Annotated in this window: 20 protein-coding genes; 9 read left to right on the top strand and 11 right to left on the bottom strand. The window is 35.5% G+C overall.

The window, feature by feature from the left end:
• The first annotated feature begins 57 nt into the window (after positions 1-57).
• From MTZ49_RS02465 to cysN, 4 genes are all read left to right on the top strand, one after another.
• Positions 58-816: a Nif3-like dinuclear metal center hexameric protein gene (locus MTZ49_RS02465; RefSeq protein ID WP_264746825.1), complete on the top strand. Its 759-nt coding sequence runs from the start codon at positions 58-60 to the stop codon at positions 814-816.
• 19 nt (positions 817-835) lie between these two features.
• A complete protein-coding gene (locus MTZ49_RS02460; protein WP_264746824.1) occupies positions 836-1,498 on the top strand; it encodes a hypothetical protein in 663 nt (220 codons plus the stop codon).
• A gap of 100 nt (positions 1,499-1,598) precedes the next feature.
• The gene (gene cysD, locus MTZ49_RS02455) at positions 1,599-2,516 is read left to right on the top strand and encodes a sulfate adenylyltransferase subunit CysD (RefSeq protein ID WP_264746823.1); all 918 of its coding nucleotides are present in this window, start codon (positions 1,599-1,601) and stop codon (positions 2,514-2,516) included.
• Position 2,517: 1 nt separating this feature from the next.
• A complete protein-coding gene (gene cysN / locus MTZ49_RS02450) occupies positions 2,518-4,413 on the top strand; it encodes a sulfate adenylyltransferase subunit CysN (RefSeq protein WP_264746822.1) in 1,896 nt (631 codons plus the stop codon).
• A gap of 155 nt (positions 4,414-4,568) precedes the next feature.
• On the opposite strand, the gene MTZ49_RS02445 is transcribed toward cysN, so the two are convergent.
• The 11 genes from MTZ49_RS02445 to tkt all read right to left on the bottom strand — a co-directional run bounded on the left by MTZ49_RS02445 (position 4,569) and on the right by tkt (position 17,380).
• Entirely contained in the window at positions 4,569-5,015 is a 447-nt protein-coding gene (locus MTZ49_RS02445) for a hypothetical protein (RefSeq protein ID WP_264746821.1), read from the bottom strand.
• Positions 5,012-5,338 (bottom strand): hypothetical protein, encoded by a 327-nt coding sequence (locus MTZ49_RS02440; RefSeq protein ID WP_264746820.1) that lies wholly within the window; start codon positions 5,336-5,338, stop codon positions 5,012-5,014. Before MTZ49_RS02440 ends, MTZ49_RS02445 begins: the two co-directional genes overlap by 4 nt.
• Before the next feature lie 107 nt (positions 5,339-5,445).
• On the bottom strand, positions 5,446-6,132 hold the full coding sequence (locus tag MTZ49_RS02435) for a response regulator transcription factor (protein WP_264746819.1): 687 nt from the start codon (positions 6,130-6,132) through the stop codon (positions 5,446-5,448).
• Between the two features lie 2 nt (positions 6,133-6,134).
• Positions 6,135-7,652 (bottom strand): sensor histidine kinase, encoded by a 1,518-nt coding sequence (locus tag MTZ49_RS02430; protein WP_264746818.1) that lies wholly within the window; start codon positions 7,650-7,652, stop codon positions 6,135-6,137.
• Positions 7,653-7,708: 56 nt separating this feature from the next.
• Positions 7,709-9,037, bottom strand: a complete 1,329-nt coding sequence (locus MTZ49_RS02425; protein ID WP_264746817.1) for a vWA domain-containing protein — start codon at positions 9,035-9,037, stop codon at positions 7,709-7,711.
• 404 nt (positions 9,038-9,441) lie between these two features.
• A complete protein-coding gene (locus MTZ49_RS02420; protein ID WP_264746816.1) occupies positions 9,442-10,794 on the bottom strand; it encodes a YdgA family protein in 1,353 nt (450 codons plus the stop codon).
• A gap of 24 nt (positions 10,795-10,818) precedes the next feature.
• On the bottom strand, positions 10,819-12,471 hold the full coding sequence (locus MTZ49_RS02415) for a YdgA family protein (protein WP_264746815.1): 1,653 nt from the start codon (positions 12,469-12,471) through the stop codon (positions 10,819-10,821).
• A 130-nt stretch (positions 12,472-12,601) separates the two neighbouring features.
• Positions 12,602-13,666, bottom strand: coding sequence for a class II fructose-bisphosphate aldolase (gene fba, locus MTZ49_RS02410; RefSeq protein WP_264746814.1), 1,065 nt, complete (start codon positions 13,664-13,666; stop codon positions 12,602-12,604).
• A 52-nt stretch (positions 13,667-13,718) separates the two neighbouring features.
• Positions 13,719-14,054 carry a hypothetical protein gene (locus tag MTZ49_RS02405; RefSeq protein ID WP_264746813.1) on the bottom strand — a complete coding sequence of 112 codons (336 nt, stop codon included), beginning with the start codon at positions 14,052-14,054 and terminating at the stop codon, positions 13,719-13,721.
• 131 nt (positions 14,055-14,185) lie between these two features.
• Positions 14,186-15,355 carry a phosphoglycerate kinase gene (locus MTZ49_RS02400; protein WP_264746812.1) on the bottom strand — a complete coding sequence of 390 codons (1,170 nt, stop codon included), beginning with the start codon at positions 15,353-15,355 and terminating at the stop codon, positions 14,186-14,188.
• A gap of 30 nt (positions 15,356-15,385) precedes the next feature.
• Positions 15,386-17,380 carry a transketolase gene (tkt, locus tag MTZ49_RS02395; protein WP_264746811.1) on the bottom strand — a complete coding sequence of 665 codons (1,995 nt, stop codon included), beginning with the start codon at positions 17,378-17,380 and terminating at the stop codon, positions 15,386-15,388.
• A gap of 312 nt (positions 17,381-17,692) precedes the next feature.
• On the opposite strand from tkt, the gene MTZ49_RS02390 reads away from it, so the two are divergent.
• The 5 genes from MTZ49_RS02390 to MTZ49_RS02370 are packed head-to-tail and all read left to right on the top strand — an operon-like array spanning position 17,693 to position 22,524.
• Positions 17,693-18,811, top strand: a complete 1,119-nt coding sequence (locus MTZ49_RS02390) for a glycosyltransferase family 4 protein (protein ID WP_264746810.1) — start codon at positions 17,693-17,695, stop codon at positions 18,809-18,811.
• The gene (gene rfaP, locus MTZ49_RS02385) at positions 18,811-19,617 is read left to right on the top strand and encodes a lipopolysaccharide core heptose(I) kinase RfaP (protein ID WP_264746809.1); all 807 of its coding nucleotides are present in this window, start codon (positions 18,811-18,813) and stop codon (positions 19,615-19,617) included. Before MTZ49_RS02390 ends, rfaP begins: the two co-directional genes overlap by 1 nt.
• Entirely contained in the window at positions 19,617-20,351 is a 735-nt protein-coding gene (locus tag MTZ49_RS02380; protein ID WP_264746808.1) for a lipopolysaccharide kinase InaA family protein, read from the top strand. The genes rfaP and MTZ49_RS02380 overlap by 1 nt, the downstream gene beginning before the upstream one ends.
• The gene (locus MTZ49_RS02375) at positions 20,348-21,106 is read left to right on the top strand and encodes a lipopolysaccharide kinase InaA family protein (RefSeq protein WP_264746807.1); all 759 of its coding nucleotides are present in this window, start codon (positions 20,348-20,350) and stop codon (positions 21,104-21,106) included. Before MTZ49_RS02380 ends, MTZ49_RS02375 begins: the two co-directional genes overlap by 4 nt.
• Complete coding sequence (locus tag MTZ49_RS02370) at positions 21,103-22,524, top strand: lipopolysaccharide kinase InaA family protein (RefSeq protein WP_264746806.1); 1,422 nt, start codon at positions 21,103-21,105, stop codon at positions 22,522-22,524. The genes MTZ49_RS02375 and MTZ49_RS02370 overlap by 4 nt, the downstream gene beginning before the upstream one ends.
• The last annotated feature ends 109 nt before the right edge of the window (positions 22,525-22,633 follow it).

The raw sequence follows: 22,633 nt of genomic DNA, 5'->3' as shown, positions 1-22,633 counted from the left end.
TTAGGCGCTTATATTGTATAATGTAAGTGCCTGATTATTATTATAGAGGACTGTAAAATGGCTGTTACCCTGACTCAGCTAGTTCAATATCTTGATTACTATCTAAGTTGTGACCAAATCAAAGACTATTGTCCTAATGGTTTACAAGTAGAAGGTAAACCAGAAATAAATAAAATAATTACGGGTGTAACAGCAAGCCAAGCTTTAATTGATGCAGCTATTGAGCAGCAAGCAGATGCTATTATTGTCCATCATGGTTACTTTTGGCGTGGTGAAGAACCTACCATTGTGGGAATGAAACGTAATCGCATAAAAGTATTATTAGATAATAATGTAAGTTTATTAGCTTATCATTTACCTCTCGATGTGCATCCCATGTTGGGTAACAATGCACAATTAGCTAAAATACTAGGTATTACAATAGACACTACCTTAAATCCGAATGATCCTACTATCATAGGTTTACAAGGCCACTTGGCTATGCCTCAATCTGTGACAGAATTTGCTGGGCAAGTAGAGCAGGCATTAAATCGCAAGCCAATGGTGGTCGATAGTGGTAAACCAGTACAAAAAATAGGTTGGTGTACGGGCGGTGGGCAAGGTTATATTGATCAAGCAGCCGCTATGGGTGTTGATCTGTTTTTAACAGGTGAAGCCTCTGAACAAACTTTTCATAGTGCTGTAGAAAATGGTATTAGTTTTATTGCAGCAGGACATCATGCAACAGAGCGTTACGGTGTTAAAGCGTTAGGTGAACATATTGCTAGGCTTCATGATGTAGAACATCAGTTTATCAATATTGATAATCCTTTCTAGTTAATTTAAAAAGAAAGAAATGAAAAAAAGACTTATAGCATTATTTTTAATGTTAATTTTTAATTGCTATGGGGATGATGTTCTACGACCAAGCATAAATAATGAACCAATTAGACTTCCACATTCTACTAAGCAAGCAGTAGAAAAGAAAGAAATTATTATTTATGAAAGAGATTTAACTGATAAACAAAAACAAATGATTATTGAAGCACTAGATAATGAATTAAAAAAGAATCGTGAGAAATTTTCTATAATAGATGCTAAATTCGACTTTCCTCCGAGTATTGTTAAAAGTGATAAGCCAAAGGAGAGGGGGTTATATTGCGCGTTGGTTAATTTAAAAATTAATGATAGATATTATCATTATGAGCCTTTCTTGGTATTTATGGATCCTCAAAAGGACTACATAATTTCTTATTTAGATACAAGAGCTCTAGGAACAACCTATTATAGTAAAACTAGAACGATACTTTCTGAAATTATATTAGCTGAAAATCCAATAGCTATAATTTATGCATACAGTTTAGAGGGATACAGTATACCGAAGTGGAAAAAGCATTATAAAGATAAGAGAGAAGATATATATGAGAGCTGTGAGCAACGAGGTTATGATTTAAGGGAGCGAGCAAAAAGACTCTCAGCGAATAAATTAGTACAAAATATATATTCCATATTTGAATAAGTAAATAAGTTTTTATTCTCAAAGTAAAGCTTTAATCTATGATAGAGTGTTTACCATTTTCAATAAGTAAACAATCTATATAGATAAGGTTGTGAGAATCATGCTTGATAAATTAACTCACTTAAAGCAATTAGAAGCTGAGAGTATACATATTATTCGTGAAGTAGCAGCAGAGTTTGATAACCCTGTTATGCTCTATTCGATAGGTAAAGACTCAGCAGTAATGTTGCACTTAGCGCGTAAAGCGTTCTTTCCAGGTAAATTGCCTTTCCCAGTATTACACGTAGATACTCGCTGGAAGTTTCAGGAGATGTATCAGTTCCGTAGCCAAATGACTCAAGAAATGAATCTTGATTTACTTGTGCATATTAATCCTGATGGTGTTGCGCAAAATGTTAATCCCTTTACTCATGGTAGTGCGAAACACACTGATATTATGAAAACCCAAGGGCTAAAACAAGCTTTGGATAAATATGGCTTTGATGCTGCTTTTGGTGGTGCTCGTCGTGATGAAGAAAAATCACGTGCTAAAGAGCGTGTTTATTCCTTCCGTGATAGCAAACACCGTTGGGATCCTAAAAACCAACGTCCTGAATTATGGAATATCTATAACAGTAAAATTAATAAAGGTGAATCAATTCGCGTATTCCCTTTATCAAACTGGACAGAATTAGATATTTGGCAATATATCTATTTAGAGAAAATACCCATAGTTCCGCTTTATTTTGCTGCTGAACGTGATGTTATTGCGATGAACGGTACACTTATTATGATCGATGATGAGCGTATTCTTGAATATTTAACAGACGAACAAAAAGCGAGTATTACAAAGAAAATGGTACGTTTCCGTACCCTTGGTTGTTATCCATTGACAGGGGCTGTTGAATCCACAGCGACTACATTACCTGAGATTATTCAGGAAATGCTATTAACCAAAACGTCAGAGCGGCAAGGTCGTGTCATTGATCATGATGCTACAGGGTCGATGGAAGAGAAAAAACGGCAGGGGTATTTCTAAAATGTCACATCAATCAGAATTAATTAGCCAAGATATTTTGGCTTACTTAGCGCAACACGAACGTAAAGAATTACTGCGCTTTTTAACCTGCGGTAATGTGGATGATGGTAAAAGTACCTTAATTGGTCGTTTATTACATGACTCAAAAATGATCTATGAAGATCAGTTAGAAGCTATTACCAAAGATTCTAAAAAAGTAGGTACTACAGGTGATGATGTGGACTTGGCTTTATTAGTAGATGGTCTGCAAGCTGAACGTGAGCAAGGCATTACTATTGATGTGGCTTATCGCTATTTTAGTACTGCTAAACGTAAATTTATTATTGCCGACACCCCTGGTCATGAGCAATATACCCGTAATATGGCAACAGGTGCTTCTACCTGTGATTTAGCGATTATTCTTATTGATGCTAGACACGGTGTACAAACTCAAACAAGACGTCATAGCTTTATTGCCTCTTTACTAGGTATTAAACATATAGTGGTCGCCATTAATAAAATGGATTTAATGCATTTCGATCAGTCAGTGTTTGAAAAAATTAAAGCGGATTACTTAGAGTTTGCTAAGCAACTTAATGTTAATAGTGAAGCAATTTACTTTGTGCCTATGTCTGCTTTAAAAGGCGACAACGTAGTAAACCATAGTGAACATACACCTTGGTATGATGGTAAATCACTGATGGAAATTTTGGAGACAGTGGAAATTGCAGCAGATCGTAATTTAACCGACTTACGTTTTCCTGTACAGTATGTTAATCGTCCTAACTTAAACTTCCGAGGTTTTGCAGGGACATTAGCCAGTGGTATTGTGCGTAAAGGTGATGAGGTTTTAGTATTACCTTCTGGTAAGTCTAGTAGAGTTAAATCGATAGTAACCTTTGCAGGTGAATTAGAGCAGGCAATTCCTGGTGAGGCGATTACCTTAACCTTAGAAGATGAAATTGATATTTCTCGTGGTGATTTATTAGTTCATGCTGATTCCGTACCACAGGTTACGGATAGCTTTGAAGCAATGTTAGTGTGGATGGCTGAAGAGCCAATGAGGCCAGGTAAGAAGTACGATATTAAACGTGCTACTAGTTATATTCCAGGGACTATTGCCACCATAGAACATAGTATTGATGTAAATACTTTAGAACATAAAACAGCGAGCGAATTAAAACTTAATGAAATTGCTAAAGTAAAAGTAGCATTAGATGCACCTATAGCATTAGATGGCTATGAGCAAAATCGTACTACGGGTGCATTTATTATTGTTGACCGTTTAACTAATGGTACAGTGGGGGCTGGGATGATTATTGCTGCACCTACAGGCAGTGGTATTAATCGTCATGGTAATAATGCCCATGTGAGTGTGGCTGAGCGTGTGCAACGTTTTGGTCAAAAACCTGTTACTATTTTATTCTCTGGTCTATCTGGCGCAGGTAAAAGTACACTTGCCTATGGAGTAGAACGTCGCTTATTTGATCGTGGTCGTGCTGTTTATGTACTGGATGGTCAGAACCTACGTCGTGATTTAAATAAAGGCTTGCCACAAGACCGTGCAGGGCGTAGTGAAAACTGGTTACGCGCGGCTAATGTGGCGCGTCAATTTAATGAGGCAGGGTTAATTGCCTTAGCTGCTTTTGTTGCACCTGATACTGAAGGGCGAGAACAAGCAAAAGCAATTATTGGCAGTGATCGTTTAATCACCGTGTATGTAAAAGCTTCTTTAGAAGCTTGTAAGGAACGTGATCCACAAGGGCTTTATGCGGCAAGTGAAGATAATATTCCAGCTATTTCATTCCAATATGATGAACCTTTGGATGCTGATATTATTATTGATACACAAACTACTTCAATAGAGCAAGGGGTAGAGCAGATAATTAAAGTATTGTGGGAAAAAGATTTTATTTAGTTTTATTAAATAAAATATAGAATGGCTGTGTTAGGTTAATGTTTCTGTTAATCTAATATGGCCATTATTTTTTATAAAGAAGATTATTTTATTTAACAGAAATAGGTAATTGCAGAACCTCTACTTTTCATAGAGGTTTGTTATGAAATGAAAAGCTACTTAATTTTTTCACCAAAACATTGATTAAGTGCTGTAAGTAATCTTTGTTTTTCAGACTCTTCTAATATATTAAGAGCAATAACTATTTTCTTTTCTTGAGCATTTTGTTCACCATGTATTTTATAAAAAATAGTGATCTTTTTGGGCTCTTTAGTTACAGAAGTAATTTCACTAAATAGAATGTTAACTCTGCTTCTTGCAGGGGCAGGTTTTATAGCAATATAGTCTTTATCTATGATTACATAATGCATGTTATGAGTCATCATAGTGATAATAATAAATAATATACCGAAGCCAATAGGTGCTCCACTGGCACCTGTCATAGAGATAGCAAAAAAGCCTACGATAATAAGAAGGATAGCAATTCCAATATTTAGTCCAGTATATTTTTGAGCATAAAATACGTTGCTATCTTGAGTATCTTCTTGTGTTGTATTAGTCATTGATTATTATCCTGTTGATTAGCTATAGCTTGGCGTCGTTTTTCTAAATCAATTTGTGTAGGTTCTTTTATTCTTACTGCACCAAAAATAGCTACCATTCCAAGTGGAACAAAAATAGCACTTCCTATAATTACAAGTATAGAGCCAATTTTACGCTTACCTATTGCTGCCAAAATACCACCAATGAGTGATAGTAACCAAGAAGCTAATACAACTAGTGTAAAGCCTTCTGCACCAGAGCTAGGGCTTAATTCAGTAACATAATAATAAGTATAAAAAACACCTAGTAGATTTAAAGCAATACCAGTAAACATTAATCCCATTAAGAGAGCACCTTTTGTTACCATGAGAATAAGGAGGGCAATTATATAAATTAATACTTAAAATAGAATTAAATTTTTAATTAATTATTAAATTTAAAAATAACTATTTAATTTTCTTGATATCTATACCCCATACCATGTACTGTTCTTATAAGTTGTGGGTTATTCGCATCTAATTCAATAGCTTTTCTTAAGTGCGAAATATGCTGATCTAAAGTACGGCTATTGGGAATATGTTCATAACCCCATGCTGCATTAAATAACATATCTCTGGTTACTACTTGATTGCGATGAGCATAAAGGCATTCTAGAATTTTTATTTCTCTTAGTGATAACTCTAGCTTTTGTTCACCTCGCGTTGCGCAAAGTTCATTTGGATAAACAATCAAGTCACCAAAGGTAAAATGATTATCTGTTTTTTCTGTTGCATTACGTAAACAACGACGAGCAATAGTTTTTATTCTGGCTCTTATTTCGTGGATACCGAAGGGTTTACTAATATAATCATCTGCGCCTAGTTCTAAACCAACTACTCGATCAATTTCTTCATCTTTAGCTGATAAAAATATAATAGGGATATGCTCATTGTTTTTACGAATTTCCCGACATACCGAATAGCCATCTAGTTCTGGCATCATAATATCGAGAATAATAAAGTCTGGCTTTTCTAACTGATATTTTTCTAATGCAATTTTACCATTTTCAGCTGTAATCAGTGTATAGCCCTCACGTGCTAACGCTTTTTCTAAACCTTGGCGAATATTAAGATCATCTTCAGCAATAAGAATTTTCATTATTAATTACCTGTTCCTTGTGAGTTTGATAGTTGCCAAAGTCGTAAGGTAAAACATACCCCAGGGTTAGTATTAGTAATCAGAATTTCAGCTTTTAGGCTAGTAGCTAGTTGTTTGGCAATGGTTAGTCCAATACCTGTACCAGAAACACCTTCTGTAATGGTAGATTTAATACGATAGAAGGGTGTAAAAATAAGTTTATGTTCTTTATTGGCTATGCCGTTACCATAATCACGCACTTGAATATCAATATAATTAGTATGCGGTGTTAAATTTAGATCAACTTGCTTTCCCTGAGCTGCATATTTTTCAGCATTGCTAAGAAAATTACAGATAATTTGGGTAACACGATCAATATCAGAAGTAACCTTGATATTCTCAGGAATAGTTAGAACTAAACTTATTCCTTTACTAGTAAAAGAGGGTGAGAAAGTATGAGCGATTTGAATAAGTGTTTTACTTAGATTAAAAGTGGTTAAGTGTATTTTAGGCGTTTTAGTAAAACTAAGAATATTTTGTATTAAACGTGATAAACGTTGGCTCTCATTGATAATCACTTCAGTATAGGCTTGTTGATCTGTATTATCTTCTTCTTGTTCTTCTTTTAATAATTCTGCATAAAGGGTGATATTGGTTAGTGGTGTTTTTAATTCATGGGAAACTTGGCTAACAAAGTTAACTTGTTGCATCGCTTGGCGTGTTGTACGCATATATTCTCTATAGAGGTTAAACATAATAAAACCAATAGAGATAAGTAATAATAAGATAATTATCATACCCCATAAATAGATGGTTAGGGTGCTGGTAGGTTCTCCATAGTAACTAATCTGCCAATTAGTTAGGGGGTAGGCTAAGTTTTTATTAGCCAGTAGTTGTAAGTTTTTTATATCTGTAGTGCTTTGATAAAGTAGTCGATCATTTTCAGTGATTTTTAAACTACCATTGTCATAAGTAAGGTTTGCAGTATTGATTACATCGGCTAATAAGTTGACATAGGAAATGCAGAAACCAATAGTAATATTATCTTTACTAGACCAGTATATAAGTAAGGGCGTTTGATTACTGTAGTTAATATACCAACCTGCGTTAGGTCTAATTTTTTCGTTGGTAATACTTGGTGTATATAGTGAATTAGGGTCGTTAATAATAGGTGTAATAGCTGTTATTAGTTGTTGTTGCTTTTGGGGTAAATCAGTTTGTTGGTTAGGGTAAGTAAGCTGGTTATTTTGTAAAATAAAAATATTATCAACGTCTGTGTCATTATCAGTAAATTGTTTTAATGAGTAGTCATCAAGTTGTAGAAAGTTAGTAATTGCATCAAGACGAGTAGCTTTTTGATCAAGCTGGTTTCTAATAAATTTATCTGCTTCATTGGTACGGCTTTGGGCTATTTCTTCAGTTTGGTAGTGTTTTAATAGCGCTTGGTGTTCGATAGTACGAAAACCAAGATAACCTACTAACCCAAAAATTATTAAGCTAATAATTAGGAAAAAAGTATAACTTTTAGGTGTATTACTCATAGTCATCTCTAGCCCTTACCACTGATAGTTAGCCTATCAGTGGTATTATAATTTAATTACTTTTGTTGTTTCTGAATCTTATAACTAGATTCTTTAATAGCCTTACGTGATGATGCTTTGCTTTCCGTGCTTACTCTATTGAATAGTTGTTTATTGGCCTCTGCGCTTTGATCAGCTTTCATTCTTGCTGCTGGTGCAGAAACAGGCAAAGCTTCCATTTGTGTAGCATTGTTTTTTAAGACAATTTTAGCTTCTTCCACTCTACCTTGATCCATTAATTGAATAGCACGTTCATTTTCTATAGCTGCTTTTTGGATAGCTGAATCAACAACAATTTCATCTACTTGAGCCTGTTTTACTACATCAGCAGATTTGCTATAGCGAACAGCTATTTTTTCATCATAATTTTCATGTTTTTTACTACTAAGGTTATTATAAGAAACCTGTACTTCTGCTAAGTCTTTTTGTTGTTCTGCTGAACCTTTAGCAGGAACAACTTCAAGTAATACATATTTTTCTTGGTTAGAGTAAAGTTGATTTAGTTTTACAGTAATAGTGTTACCTGTGATTTCACCATCTCTACCTAATAGACGAACAGGTTTAACACCATCAGCAGTTTTAATAATAACTTCTACATCTTGTGCAACTACTGACATAACATCTTTAAATTCTTTGGTGAAGATTTTTTCTAAATCAGCTGTATGGGCTACGAAAGTATGGTTACCATCACTAAAACCTGCAATGGCTGTCATTAAATCTTCATTATAACCTTCACCTATGCCTATAGTACTAATGGTAATCCCTTTTTTAGCAGCAGTTCTGGCTAAATCAGAAAGTTCTTTGATAGAGGTAGGGCCAACATTAGCTTGTCCATCAGATAATAAAATAATACGGTTAATCTGTTCTTTATCAAGGTGTTTATTAACTTGGTTGATACCTTTGCTAACACCAGCAAATAGGGCAGTCATACCGCGAGGATTAATATTTTGCTTAATTTTAGCAATTAATTTTTCTTTATCTTTTACTTTAGTGGCTGGAATGATAACTTCAGCAGAACTATCGTAGGTAATAACAGATAATGTATCTTCGCTACTAAGCATATTAACTGTCATAATTGCAGCATCTCTAGCTTTCTCAATACGATCACCACTCATTGAGGTAGAGCGATCAATAACTAATGCTAGATTAATAGGGCTGCGTTTTTTTACATCTAGTGGGAAACCGGTTAAGGAGATTTTGAGATAGTTTTTATCTTGAGCATTTTCTAATACGACAGGCGAAGCCAGCTCAGATTTAATAATAATTTTAGGTGCAGCATTGGCATTCACTATTGTCATCAATGACAATACTGGGATAGCAAGTAGTGAAAATAGTGTTCGTTTCATGATGGTACTCCTGTGTGTAATGATAGTACCATTATCTAGTTTATATTTTAATGAGTTGTCTATTATCTGTATAAGATTGTAAAAGAATTGTAAAAATAATGAAGCTGATATGAGTGAAATGATTTATTAGAGTGTTAACTGAAGAAGTAAGCTTCCCTGCTTTTACTTGTGGGGTTCCCAAATAACTTCATCAGTACATCCTTGTAATACCATGCTTTCCATAAGTGTAATGAATGTACATGAATAGGAAACATTCTATTTACAGGAAATATCATATGATAATTAAATTAATTAAAGCTTAATTTATGAGTATTTATAGTGGATTAAAAAGGAAGAAGAGAAGCAGGATGAGGGGATAAATAAAATTAGAGGCCGCTTATTTTACGGCCTCTATAATAAGAAAACTAGAAAATGCCTCTAGGTAACATATAATGCATATTATCTTGTAACTCTGGGTCAGGCTGACCATTGCTGTAGAATTGGCCTTGTTTGTATTCAAACTTACCAGAGAATTTACCATTATTTAAAATAAAACGGTTTTTCTCAGTAATACCCATAATAAATTCATCTTTACTCATAGGTAGTTGATCTTTATTGACGGCTTCATCTAATAAACTTTCAGAGAAGCTCGGTGCAACAGTAATTTCTAGGCGATTCATGCCATTCATTAGTAGGCTCATCATGTCAGTTGCCGTATCAGCTGTTGCTAGTTTAGCTTCTGCATTAATATTCGCATCACCTTGTTTACTAGTAACTAGCGCATGCGCTGTAATGCTTGGTGTACCTTGTAATACAGCGATAGCAAAAGTTTCTCCTAAACGCATTACTTCAGTATCTGTGGGTGTTTTACCTTGTTGTTGAATATCATCTATTTTCTTCATGAACTCAACGAAAGGCTTCTTAGGAATACCATTAAAACCGATACCAAACTCTACTAGATCACTATCTGCTGTAGCAATACCTAGCTCTTGAGGCACTATAATATTAGTGAATTTTAAGGTAGTGTTATAACCTAGATTAGTTTTGTCATCAGTAGAAACCGCATTGAGCGCAATTTTAGAGCTATATGTTCCTTGTGGAGATTGTACAAATAATTTTTCAATATTAAATGTAGCATCTCCAGTCCAGTTAATAGCTTCAAATTTGTTTTTATCGCTACTATAAGCACTATCACCTTTTATGGTAAAGCCAAGTATCTCAATAGATTTATCAGTATTTGTAAGTGAGAATTTTGGTATGTTAACATCTGTGATTAAACGATCTCCATTGAGATTAAAGCTACCTGTCATCCCTCCCCAATTAATGGTGGTTGAAGGGTCGGTTGGGGCTGGCTTATTGTTAATTTCAGCAGAGTAAAGTTCGATAGATTTGTAACCAGAGAAACCTACATTAGTAGTGATTAATAAAGGTTGTTTATTATCAAATAAACTGTCAACAACTTGTTTTTGCTGGTCATTAAATACAATGTTAGTTTGTATTTTTCCTAAGCCAAAATAACTAAAAGGGCCATGTATAATTTTATGCTCTAGTGGAATTTGTTGGCGGTCAATTGTTAATACTGTTTTTGCAGTAGATGAGAACCAACCTTTTGAGTATTCGGTTTTTTCTAATGTTAAACTAGGATCCATTTGTTTTAAAGCAACTTGAAACTCTTTTAGTTGATTATCAAATTTGCTTTCGATGGCGCTTCCACAAAAATATGGGCTAGCAGCACCTACTAAAACAACAATCCCCCCAATAATAATACCCTTATTCAAAGTATATACTCCTATATATTAAAATTATCTAAATTCACGTGAATATTTTTGTAAAAAAGTTGGGTCAAGCTCGCCATTTACGTAGAAGCTATTGTCTTTAAATTCCACTTCTACAGAGTATTGACCATTGCTATCAATAATGGGATAACGTTGTTTAGCTTCATGTTTTAAATCAACTAACTGTTCTTCATCAAGTTCAACTTGTTGTGCTACGGCATCAATAAGTGATTCAGCAGCATTTACTGAGAGCTTAGCGTTTATTCGTGGTAAGGCTCCCATAGCAAGCTGTTGAATATTGGTAGTGCTGGTATCTGGCTTAATTAAAGAAGCTTTAAAATTAACATTAGCATCACCCTTATTGCCTTGTAATTTAAAGTCAACAATTACGTCGGGTGTACTTTGTAAAGTAGCAACAGCAAGATTTTGTCCAGAAGTCATCAATTTATTTTCATATTGCTGCATAATTGCATAACTATCACCAGAGCTGTATTTATCAAATCCTTTATTAAAACTTGACATAAAACTGTGTTTGATAAAATCAATATAGTTCGCAAAAGCAATAGAGAGTTGCTCTTTTGGTAAACCATTAATTTGATAGCTTAATTCGCCACCATTAATAAAGTTACCATACCTAGGAAATTGAATATTGATATTGGAGGCTCTGTAAAGTTCACGATATCCTATTTTGTTGTCATTATCAGTTAATTGTTGTTCTTGATGGTAATCAAGTGCAACTTGAGTGGCTTTTTCAGGGTAGTTAAATTTAATATTCTTTGCTGATGCAGCTGCATTAGAATTCCAGTCCGCTTCCTTTAGATTATTTCTTAAAATCCAGAATGGATCGTTAACTACACTATTCATGCTGATATTATCAGTAGAAAATGAAATAAGGTCAGCTTTGGCTATAACGTTTTCAATTACAAAGTTACCAGTGTAATTATTACTGTCAGTTTTCATCTGACTAGTAATATTATTGATTTGAATATTTACAGGTTGGCTGTCATTTAAAAGATCAAAGGTGATTTTGCCAATGCTTGCATCGCTATCCATTTTGAAGTTTTTAGCTAATACAAAGTTTAACTCATTATCAAATAAGCGATCACCTTTACTTTGACTCTTAATATTTTCAATTGAGAGAGTACCATTACCCTCTTTGAAAACAAATTTAGGCATTGAAAAAGTAGAGCTTACAGTGTTTTTGGTGATATCAGAAGATAATTCTAGCCCTTGCCAAACAATTTTTACTTTAGGATTATTTGGCAATTCTTTTTCACCAAAAGCGGGTGATTGGATATTCAAATGAGTAGTACCAGAGAAACCTAATTTAGTAGTAATTGAATAAGGTTTTTTACCATCAAATAATGTGGCTAATTCCTTTTCTGCTTTTTCTGGTATATTAAATGTGCTATCCACTTGAGCAACACCAAACGTGCAGTATGGGCCATGCACAATATGATGGTTCATTACCACATCGCCAATAGTTGTTTTAGCAGATGAACTAAACCAGCCAGCATGATACTCTAGTTTAATAAGGTCTTTTTGGTGAAAAACTTTTTCTAGCTTACTGTTTATAAGCGCTACTTTATTCTCAAAGTGGTTTTCTATTAACTTCCCTGTAATAAAGGGCGCTACAACTATTGCAGCAATAATAACTAGTACAACAACAATCTTTTTCATGTCATATCGTCCTTTTGATCGTAATAAGCTAAATCCAGCTTAGAGGCTGGATTTAGACATACCTTATACTATAGCACAGAGTATTTTTATTGTTTAAGACTTTATAAACGATCCCTGTACATATTAAGCTTTAATTAATCTTTGGCTTTAAATCACCTTTTGCATAGCGTTCAGCCATCACTTCTAGAGACACAGGTTTAATTTTTGAGCCATTTCCTGCTGAACCAAAAGCTTCATAACGAGCTATACAAATATCACGCATGGCTTCTATCGTTTTGGCAAAATATTTACGTGGGTCGAACTCACTAGGGTTTTGTGCTAAGAAACGACGTATTGCTCCTGTTGATGCTAAACGTAGGTCTGTATCAATGTTAACTTTGCGCACACCATATTTAATGCCTTCAACAATTTCTTCGACTGGTACACCATAAGTTTCAGGAATTTCTCCACCAAACTCATTAATCACTTTCAACCATTCTTGTGGTACAGAACTAGAACCATGCATAACTAAATGAGTATCAGGGATGCGCGCATGAATTTCTTTAATTCGTGCAATAGATAAAGTATCACCTGTAGGTGGTTTAGTGAATTTATAAGCACCATGGCTTGTACCAATAGCAATAGCTAAAGCATCTACTTCAGTAGCTTTTACAAATTGAGCTGCTTCTTCTGGATCTGTGAGTAATTGGCTATGGTCTAAAACACCTTCAGCACCAATACCATCTTCTTCGCCAGCCATTCCTGTTTCTAAGCTACCTAAGCAACCAAGTTCACCTTCCACTGAAACACCACAAGCGTGAGCCATATAAACAGTTTGTTGAGTTACGCGAACATTGTAATCATAGTCTGTTGGGGTTTTGCCATCTTCACCTAATGAGCCATCCATCATGACGGATGAGAAGCCTAATTGGATGGAGCGTTGGCAAACAGCAGGGCTAGTTCCATGGTCTTGATGCATCACGACAGGAATATGTGGAAACTCTTCTACAGCAGCTAAAATGAGGTGACGTAAAAAAGGAGCACCTGCATATTTCCTAGCACCTGCTGAAGCTTGAACAATTACTGGAGAATCCGTCTTGTCTGCAGCTTCCATAATGGCACGCATTTGTTCAAGGTTATTTACATTAAAAGCAGGAATGCCATAGCCATATTCTGCTGCGTGGTCTAGCATTTGTCTCATACTAATTAATGCCATCTTTAAAGTATCTCCTACATTTGAATTCTATTATTTAGTAATTGGTCTTACCTTACATACAGTTTTGACCAATTATTTCATCGTTAGTAGCCCAAAATATTACGCCAGTTTGATTTTTAACTCTAAAGGCAAGTTCGCCATTGGAGTAAAGTGTGCCAATATCTGTGGTATATATTTTATTTAAAATATAAAGTTTTTGACCATTGTCTAAACGTAATTGAATTTTGTTGGCTGATAAATCTTCTGCTTTCCATTCAACAATAGCCCCTGTATCGCAGGTCCATTGATAGTTAGGTATGCCAACAGGTACAGATGCTGTTTCATCATGGGTACAGCTAAGTAAAAATATTACACTTATTACTAAGCTGATTAACTGTAAAATTTTCATCTATTGTTCTCAACGATTAGTATGATTCATTAATAGAGATCATTTGTTAAGTCGAAGTAGTTTTAATCATAAAACTACTTTTTTACCATTAAATAACAAAACAGTACTATTACCTATACGCTTTTCGTATATTACAAGTTCTTGGCTCGTTGTTCTAAGACAGCTACCGCTGGCAATACTTTACCTTCTACAAACTCCAAGAAAGCCCCGCCACCTGTTGAAATATAAGATATTTGTCTTATTACACCAAATTTATCAATAGCAGCTAATGTATCACCACCACCTGCAATGGAGAAAGCATTACCAGTAGCAATTGCTTTGGCTAGTGTTTCTGTACCTTTGGCAAATTGATCAAACTCAAATACACCGACAGGGCCATTCCATAAGATAGTTTTACAAGTATTTAATAGCTGTGCAAAATGTGCTGCTGTTTTGGGGCCAATATCTAAAATCATATCATCATCAGCCACATCATTAATGTTTTTAACAGTTGCTTCTGCATCAGCAGCAAAGGCTTTTGCTACCACCACATCAGAGGGTAATGGTACACTGACTTGTTGCGCTATTTGCTTTGCAGTATCTATTAGTTCAGGTTCATAAAGTGATTTGCCTACACGATAACCAGCAGCAGCTAAGAAAGTATTAGCGATACCACCACCTACAATTAATTGATCACAAATCTTGGCTAAAGAATTGAGTACATCTAATTTAGTAGAAACTTTAGAACCTGCCACAATAGCAGCCATTGGTTTTGCCGGATTAGATAATGCTTTAGCAAGTGCCTCTAGTTCAGCACTTAATAAAGGCCCTGCTGCTGCAACTTTAGCAAATTTTGCAACGCCATGGGTAGATGCCTGTGCACGGTGAGCTGTACCAAATGCATCCATTACAAAAACATCACAAAGGCTAGCATATTTTTGTGCTAACTCATCGTTGTCTTTCTTTTCACCCTTGTTAAAGCGTACATTTTCCAATAAAACAACTTTACCAGGTTCAATTGTAATAGGGTTCTCTAAATAGTCTTTAATTAATGGCACAGATTGCTTTAAAGCGATACTTAAGTAATTTGCAACAGGGGCAAGGCTATTTTCTTCAGAGAATACGCCTTCCTCTGGTCGACCTAAGTGAGAGCATACGATGACAGCCGCACCTTGTTTTAATGCTTGTTTAATGGTTGGTAATGAGGCTACTAATCTAGCATCACTCGTAATGATGCCGTTTTTAACAGGAACATTAAGATCTTCACGAATAAGTACTCGTTTACCCGCTAAATCAAGATCTTCCATTTTTAAAACATGCATAGTGTTTAACCTTTTTTATTAAGTACAGTATTAAAGTAATTGGTTAGCAATAGCTACTACGTTTTCAACGGTAAAACCGAATTCTTTAAATAACGTAGGGGCAGGAGCTGACTCACCAAAGGTTGTCATACCAATAACACGACCATTAAGACCTACATATTTATACCAGAAATCTACATGGGCAGCTTCTATAGCAACTCTTGCTGTAACATCACTAGGTAATACAGCTTCTTTATAGGCCATCTCTTGACGATCAAATACAGAAGTACATGGCATAGAAACAACACGTACCTTTTTACCCTGTACTGTTAATTCTTCATAAGCTTGAGTAGCTAGTTCTACTTCGGAACCTGTGGCGATTAAAATGAGATCTGGCTTACCTTGGCAATCTTTAAGGATATAACCACCTTTTTCAATGTTGGCGATTTGTTCGTTAGTACGTATTTGATGTTGTAAGTTTTGACGTGAGAACACTAAAGAAGTAGGGCCATCTTCACGTGCAATAGCTAATTTCCAAGCAACTGCTGACTCAACAGCATCACATGGGCGCCAAGTATCTAAGTTGGGCGTTAAACGTAAGCTAGCTAGTTGCTCAATTGGTTGGTGAGTAGGGCCATCTTCACCTAAGCCAATAGAGTCATGAGTGAATACATAAATCACTCGTTGTTTCATAAGTGCTGACATACGTACAGCATTACGAGCATATTCCATGAAAATTAAGAAGGTTGCGCCATAAGGGATAAAGCCACCATGTAGAGCAATACCATTCATCATGGCACTCATACCAAACTCACGCACACCATAGAATACATAGTTACCGCTGGCATCATCAGGGCCAATGCCTTTACAGCCTTTCCACAAAGTAAGGTTAGAGCCTGCTAAGTCAGCAGAACCGCCTAGTAGTTCAGGCAATAAAGGACCATAGGCGTTTAGTGCATTTTGACTGGCTTTACGGCTCGCAATAGTTTCTGCTTTGTTAGCAATTTCAGCAATGTATTGATCTGCTTTTTCTAAGAAGTCTTCTGGTAACTCGCGCCATACACGGCGTTCAAACTCAGCAGTTAATTCTGGGAATTGCTTTTTGTATTCAAAGAATAATGTATTCCAAGCTTTTTCTGCATCAGTGCCTGCATGTTTATGATCCCAAGCAGCATAGATATCATGGGGGATATCAAAGGGTGCATGTGGCCAATTTAATGCATCACGAGTGATTGATATTTCATCAGCGCCTAATGGTGCACCATGACTGCTTTCTTTACCTTGTTTATTGGGTGAGCCAAAGCCAATAATAGTTTTACAACAAATAAGTGTAGGTTTAGTTGTTTCTGCTTTAGCTGTTTCAATAGCTATTTTAATTTCTTCAGCATCATGTCCATCTACATTACGAATTACTTGCCAGCCATAAGACTCAAAGCGAAGAGCCGTATCATCAGTAAACCAACCTTCAACCTCTCCGTCAATAGAAATGCCATTGTCATCATAGAAGGCGATTAATTTGCCAAGTTCTAAAGTACCTGCTAATGAGCTTGCCTCATGTGAAATACCTTCCATAAGACAACCGTCACCTAAAAATACATAGGTGTGGTGGTCAACTAATGGGAATTCTGGCTTATTAAATTGTGCTGCAAGGACTTTTTCAGCAATAGCCATACCTACAGCATTAGCTAAACCTTGACCTAATGGGCCTGTGGTGGTTTCTATGCCTACCGTATAGCCATATTCTGGATGGCCTGGAGTACGTGATTTAAATTGTCTGAAATTTTTTAAATCATTAATTGAAAGGTTATAGCCTGATAAATGAAGTAATGAGTAAAGCAACATCGAGCCATGACCATTTGACAGAACAAAGCGGTCACGGTTAAACCAATCTGGATTTAGAGGATTGTACTTTAAAAAACCACGCCATAAAACCTCTGCAATATCGGCCATTCCTAGAGGGGCACCAGGGTGTCCACTATTGGCTTTTTGAACGGCATCCATACTTAAGGCTCGGATAGCATTAGCGCACTCACGATGGCTTGGCATCTTTAAAGATCTCCTACAAACTAATCATTAATATCAAGATAAAGTGTTATTGTCGCTTAGTCATATTAATAAAAAAAGCCTAAAAGACAAATAACTTTTATAATAAAGTTGCCTATTATACCTAGAATATAACTGGACAGGTTAGTAACTTTGACTGTGAAAGTAATTTTCTTGTAAATCATGGTGTTATTATGTTTTTTGAAGAGTGTCATTTATTGTTTGCTGTAAAACAATGTTATGATTTATTCAGACAAATAGAAGTATCTGAATTAAACTACTTAGTATAAAGTAGTAAGTTTTTTGGAGTGAGTGATGCAATTAGCCTTTATCCTGTATAAGTACTTTCCTTTTGGAGGGTTGCAGCGTGATTTTATGCGTATTGCACAGGAGTGCCAGAGGCGTGGCCATAGTATTCGTGTTTATACTATGATTTGGCAAGGTGATATTCCAGAGGGATTTGAAGTATTAATTGCGCCAGTTAAAGCTTTTTTTAATCATAATCGTAATGAAAAGTTTAGAGCTTGGGTGCAGGCAGATTTAGCTAAGCGACCTGTTGATAAAGTAATTGGCTTTAATAAAATGCCAGATCTAGATGTTTATTATGCCGCTGACCCATGTTTTGAAGATAAAGCACAAAATTTACGGCATGGCTTTTATAAAAAAACAGGGCGTTATCGTCATTTCTATGAGTATGAAAAGGCGGTATTTGATGTTAAGTCTAAAACTCATATATTAATGATTTCAGCATTACAACAACCACTATTTGTAAAACATTATCAAACACCCTCAGAGCGTTTTCATTTATTACCTCCTGGTATAGCTACAGATCGCAAAGCACCTGCTAATGCGGCAGATATTCGGGCACAGTTTAGACAAGAGTTTAATATTAAAGATAATGAACTATTAATAGTACAAATAGGTTCAGGATTTAAAACTAAAGGACTTGATCGTTCTTTGAAAGCCTTAGCTAGTTTACCTACTGAGTTAAGAAAACGTACTAAGTTTATTGTTATTGGTCAGGATGAACCGCGCAATTTCTTATTAATGATTAAGAAGTTAGGTTTGTCAGAGCAGGTTACTATTTTAAAAGGTCGTAATGATATTCCGCGTTTTTTATTGGGAGCAGATGTGCTTATTCATCCTGCTTATAATGAAAATACAGGGACTATTTTATTAGAAGCAATGGTGGCTGGGTTGCCTGTATTAGTAACAGATGTTTGTGGATATGCCTACTATATTAAAGAAGCAGATTGCGGTATTGTTATTGAAAGTCCCTTTGAGCAAGGTAATTTAAATCAAGCATTACAAACCATGCTAGATGACAAGTCAGCACGTGCTAAATGGCAACAAAATGGTTTAGCCTATGCAAAAGATGCTGATATTTATAGTATGCCAGAACGTGCTGCGGATATTATTTTGGAAGTCTGTTAATGAAGTTAGAGTTATCTGAACCCTTTAAAAGCTTGTGGTTAGGGAAAGATCCATTTACTGAAGTAGAAAGCTTGCAAGGAGAAGTCTATCGTGAACTAAGTGGACGTAAAACACTACGTACAGAAGTTCAGGGTAAGGGATATTTTGTCAAAATTCATCGTGGTATTGGTTGGTCTGAGATTTTTAAAAATCTTATTACAGCAAAATTACCTGTTTTAGGTGCGGGTCAAGAATTAAAGGCTATTAAGAAGTTGCAGTCAGTGGGAGTTGATACCATGACAGCAGTAGCTTTTGGTGAAAAGGGAGCTAATCCAGCAAAACAATACTCTTTTATTATTACTGAAGAGCTAGCGCCTACGATTAGCCTAGAAGATTTTAGTATAAATTGGATCAATCAGCCGCCTGAGGTAAAGCTAAAATGGGCACTGATTAATCGTGTTGCAGAAATGGTAGGAAAAATGCATCGTGCGGGCGTAAATCACCGTGATTGTTATATTTGCCATTTTTTATTACATACAGACACAGCAGTGACTGCAGAGCAGTTTAAATTGTCGGTAATTGATTTACATCGTGCACAAATACATAGTCAATTACCAACTCGCTGGCGCAATAAGGATTTGGCAGCACTTTATTTTTCGGTATTAGAGATTGGTTTAACTAAACGAGATTTATTGCGTTTTTTAAAAGTTTATTTTCAAAAGCCTATAGCTGATATTTTCAGGGATGAAAAAGATCTTTTACAGTGGCTTGAGGAAAAAGCAGCAAAGCTTTATAAGCGTAAGCAAAAGTATGGTGAGGCGATTTAATGGCTGAGTGGAAGTTAAATCCTGAGTATCAACATTTAAACAATAGTTTTGGTAGTCTGGAAGCTGTATTTGCTCTAGAGGGTGAACGTATTACTAAGGATCGTGTTTCTGAAGTAGTACGTGTGGAAATAGAGGGAACTCGCTATTATGTAAAGCGTTATTGGGACGCTGGTAAAGGGATTCGTAAATTTCTTGGTAAGCCTCGTATTAAAAGAGAATGGCAGAATATGCAACGTTTTAAAAAGTGGGGCATCCCTACTGCTGAAGTGGTTGCTTCAGGTTTGGAGCGTAGTAAAGGCTTATTTATGCGTGGTGCTATGGTAACTAAAGAAATTCCTAATACCACAGATTTATCACAAATGGTGGAGCAGCAGGATGCTCGACTACACGATTATAAATGGGTAAATAATGTTAGCCTGCAATTAGCTAAAGCTACCCGTAAAATGCATGATCATAATTTTGCCCATAATGATTTGAAATGGCGTAATTTATTAGTGGATGACCAACAAAATTTATTTTTTATTGATTGTCCTACAGGTGCTTTTTGGTATGGCTACATGTTTAGTTTTCGCCGTATCAAAGACCTTGCTTGTTTAGATAAAGTAGCAAAATATCAGCTTACTCGTACCCAGCGGTTACGTTTTTATCTGCAATATCGTGAGCGTGATCGTTTAAAAGATAAAGATAAACAGCGCATTAGACGTATTGTAAAACTTTATGAGGGAAGAGAATGAGCGATTTTATTGCTTCCGTAGATAAGCAATTATTAGTCGAGAATGGCTTAGATTCTTTTGAAGCACTATGGAATCTTCAATTAGAAACTGTGGATGAACCTAATAGTGAGCGTGGCGGCTGGAGTACTGTAAGTTATCTGAAACTAGGAGATAGGGGCTATTTTTTAAAACGCCAATCTAATCATCTGACGCGCTCATTATATGCACCTTTTGGTGAGCCTACTTTTGCTAGAGAGTTTCGTAATATTGAATACTATCAACAATTAGGTATTCCTGCGGTAACAGCGGCTTTTTTTGGCACTAGAACATTAGCTAATGAGAAACAAGCCATTTTGCTGACTCACGCGTTAGATGGTTGGCAAGATTTAGAGAGCTATTTGCCAGATTGGTTTACGATGGCTAAAGAAACGCAACAGATGATTATTAAAGCTTGTGGCTTATTATTAAAAAAGTTACATGATAAGAAAGTGTTACATGGTTGTTTCTATCCTAAACATATCTTTTTAAAACCTAGTATTGATGGTTTTGATAGTTGCCTTATTGATTTAGAAAAAACCAGACGATTACATTTTGGTAAACGTGACCGATTAAAAGATATTGATACATTGGCGCGTCGAACTAAAAATCAATGGTTAGAGGATGATTATCGTCTATTCCTTAATACTTATCTTGATAAGCCAAAAGATTCTACAGAAGTGACTGATTGGTTAAATCGACTCATCAAGCGTAATCAACGTAAGGAGAACCGTGCTTGAAACTGGTTGAGCTTACCAATGCAGGTCGTACACCTGAATTACCGCTATCTATAACATTAGATAAAGATAATGATTTAGTAATAGAAAATTTACTGCGTACTTTACCTAATCAGCGTTATGTAGCAAAAGCTAATTGGCAAGCTAAAATAGTATTAGCCAAGTTATTTGTCGGTAGTAAAGCAAATAAGCATTATCAAAGAGAATTAAAGGGTGTTAATTTATTAGCACAGCAACAAATCAATACCCCTAAATTATTTGCTCACCAAATAACTGAAGAAGGTGGCTATTTATTATTTGAGTACCTAGAGAATAGTCAAACGCTTGACCAACAATGGCAATTATTTATTAATCAGCCATTGCTTAATGAACAGCAAAAAAAGGTTTTACAACAGGCATTAGCAGCTATAGCACAACTTCATTTAAAGGGTTTGTGGCAGCAAGATTTACATTTGGATAACTTGTTAGAGCAAAGTGGTATTTTATATTGGATTGATGGTGATGGAATTTCTGTAGAAAAAGCTGGACAGGCATTATCTATTAATAAAGTAATAGCTAATTTAGCTGTTTTCTTTGCTCAGTTGCCTCCTCAGCTAGATGATTTTTTACAGGAGTTTGTTGAGTTTTATCAAACGCAAAATATAACAATTAGTTTATCAGTAGCAGATTTACAGCAAGCTATTATTAAAGTTAGAAAGTGGCGAGTTGATAATATACTGAAAAAAATCAGACGAGACTGTACATTATTTAGTGTGAAGAATACAGCAAATGGTTTTTATGGTGTAGTTCGCACAGAAGAAGAAATATTAGCGCCACTGTTAGCCGAGCCAGATTATTATATTGATCAAGGGCGTTTTATTAAGGGCTTTGGTACTACTAATGTGGCTGATATCATTATTAATGGTAAACATATTTTACTAAAACGCTATAACATTAAAAACTTTAAGCATAAGTTAAGTCGTTGCTGGCGACCAACACGTGGTTGGCACTCATGGCAAGAGAGTTTTAGGTTAATGATGTTAGGCATTCCAACAGCTAAACCACTGGCTTTATTAGAGGAGCGTCATTGCTGGATGCGTGGTAGAGCTTGGTTAGTAACGGAGTATTTAGAAGGGCCAGACTTACTAACCCATTTAAAGCCTTATGAAAATAGTAGGCCACCTGAAGCAGAATTAGTAGCGTTAGATAACTTATTCGTTAGTCTTATTAAGCATCGTATTAGTCATGGTGATTTAAAGGGAACCAATTTGTTTTGGGTTAATAATCAGTGGACATTAATTGACCTTGATGCAGTTAAACAACATAAATGTATTCATTCTTTTAAGCGAGCTTATGCTAAAGATCGTACTCGCTTTTTACGTAATTGGCCTAAAGACTCTAGTTTGTATAGGCTATTTGATGAGCGTCTTCCTAAGATATAGCTATTGCTCTACATTTTTATATGTCGTTGAATGACTTTGCCGTAATAGTTGTACTGTTTTCAGCCATTCGCTTCGTCTAAAATTGTATAGTAACAGCTGTAAATCAAAT

The organism is Entomomonas sp. E2T0, assembly GCF_025985425.1.
Lineage (GTDB): Bacteria > Pseudomonadota > Gammaproteobacteria > Pseudomonadales > Pseudomonadaceae > Entomomonas.
Note: the sequence above shows the minus strand (reverse complement) of the source record. Positions and strands in the feature narration are given on the sequence as shown.

Excerpts from the sequence above, each read along its gene's own strand:
- MTZ49_RS02465 (WP_264746825.1), top strand. The coding sequence starts at position 58 with ATGGCTGTTACCCTGACTCAGCTAGTTCAATATCTTGATTACTATCTA.
- MTZ49_RS02460 (WP_264746824.1), top strand. The coding sequence starts at position 836 with ATGAAAAAAAGACTTATAGCATTATTTTTAATGTTAATTTTTAATTGC.
- cysD (WP_264746823.1), top strand. The coding sequence starts at position 1,599 with ATGCTTGATAAATTAACTCACTTAAAGCAATTAGAAGCTGAGAGTATA.
- cysN (WP_264746822.1), top strand. The coding sequence starts at position 2,518 with ATGTCACATCAATCAGAATTAATTAGCCAAGATATTTTGGCTTACTTA.
- MTZ49_RS02445 (WP_264746821.1), bottom strand. The coding sequence starts at position 5,015 with ATGACTAATACAACACAAGAAGATACTCAAGATAGCAACGTATTTTAT.
- MTZ49_RS02440 (WP_264746820.1), bottom strand. The coding sequence starts at position 5,338 with ATGGGATTAATGTTTACTGGTATTGCTTTAAATCTACTAGGTGTTTTT.
- MTZ49_RS02435 (WP_264746819.1), bottom strand. The coding sequence starts at position 6,132 with ATGAAAATTCTTATTGCTGAAGATGATCTTAATATTCGCCAAGGTTTA.
- MTZ49_RS02430 (WP_264746818.1), bottom strand. The coding sequence starts at position 7,652 with ATGAGTAATACACCTAAAAGTTATACTTTTTTCCTAATTATTAGCTTA.
- MTZ49_RS02425 (WP_264746817.1), bottom strand. The coding sequence starts at position 9,037 with ATGAAACGAACACTATTTTCACTACTTGCTATCCCAGTATTGTCATTG.
- MTZ49_RS02415 (WP_264746815.1), bottom strand. The coding sequence starts at position 12,471 with ATGAAAAAGATTGTTGTTGTACTAGTTATTATTGCTGCAATAGTTGTA.
- fba (WP_264746814.1), bottom strand. The coding sequence starts at position 13,666 with ATGGCATTAATTAGTATGAGACAAATGCTAGACCACGCAGCAGAATAT.
- MTZ49_RS02405 (WP_264746813.1), bottom strand. The coding sequence starts at position 14,054 with ATGAAAATTTTACAGTTAATCAGCTTAGTAATAAGTGTAATATTTTTA.
- MTZ49_RS02400 (WP_264746812.1), bottom strand. The coding sequence starts at position 15,355 with ATGCATGTTTTAAAAATGGAAGATCTTGATTTAGCGGGTAAACGAGTA.
- tkt (WP_264746811.1), bottom strand. The coding sequence starts at position 17,380 with ATGCCAAGCCATCGTGAGTGCGCTAATGCTATCCGAGCCTTAAGTATG.
- MTZ49_RS02390 (WP_264746810.1), top strand. The coding sequence starts at position 17,693 with ATGCAATTAGCCTTTATCCTGTATAAGTACTTTCCTTTTGGAGGGTTG.
- rfaP (WP_264746809.1), top strand. The coding sequence starts at position 18,811 with ATGAAGTTAGAGTTATCTGAACCCTTTAAAAGCTTGTGGTTAGGGAAA.
- MTZ49_RS02380 (WP_264746808.1), top strand. The coding sequence starts at position 19,617 with ATGGCTGAGTGGAAGTTAAATCCTGAGTATCAACATTTAAACAATAGT.
- MTZ49_RS02375 (WP_264746807.1), top strand. The coding sequence starts at position 20,348 with ATGAGCGATTTTATTGCTTCCGTAGATAAGCAATTATTAGTCGAGAAT.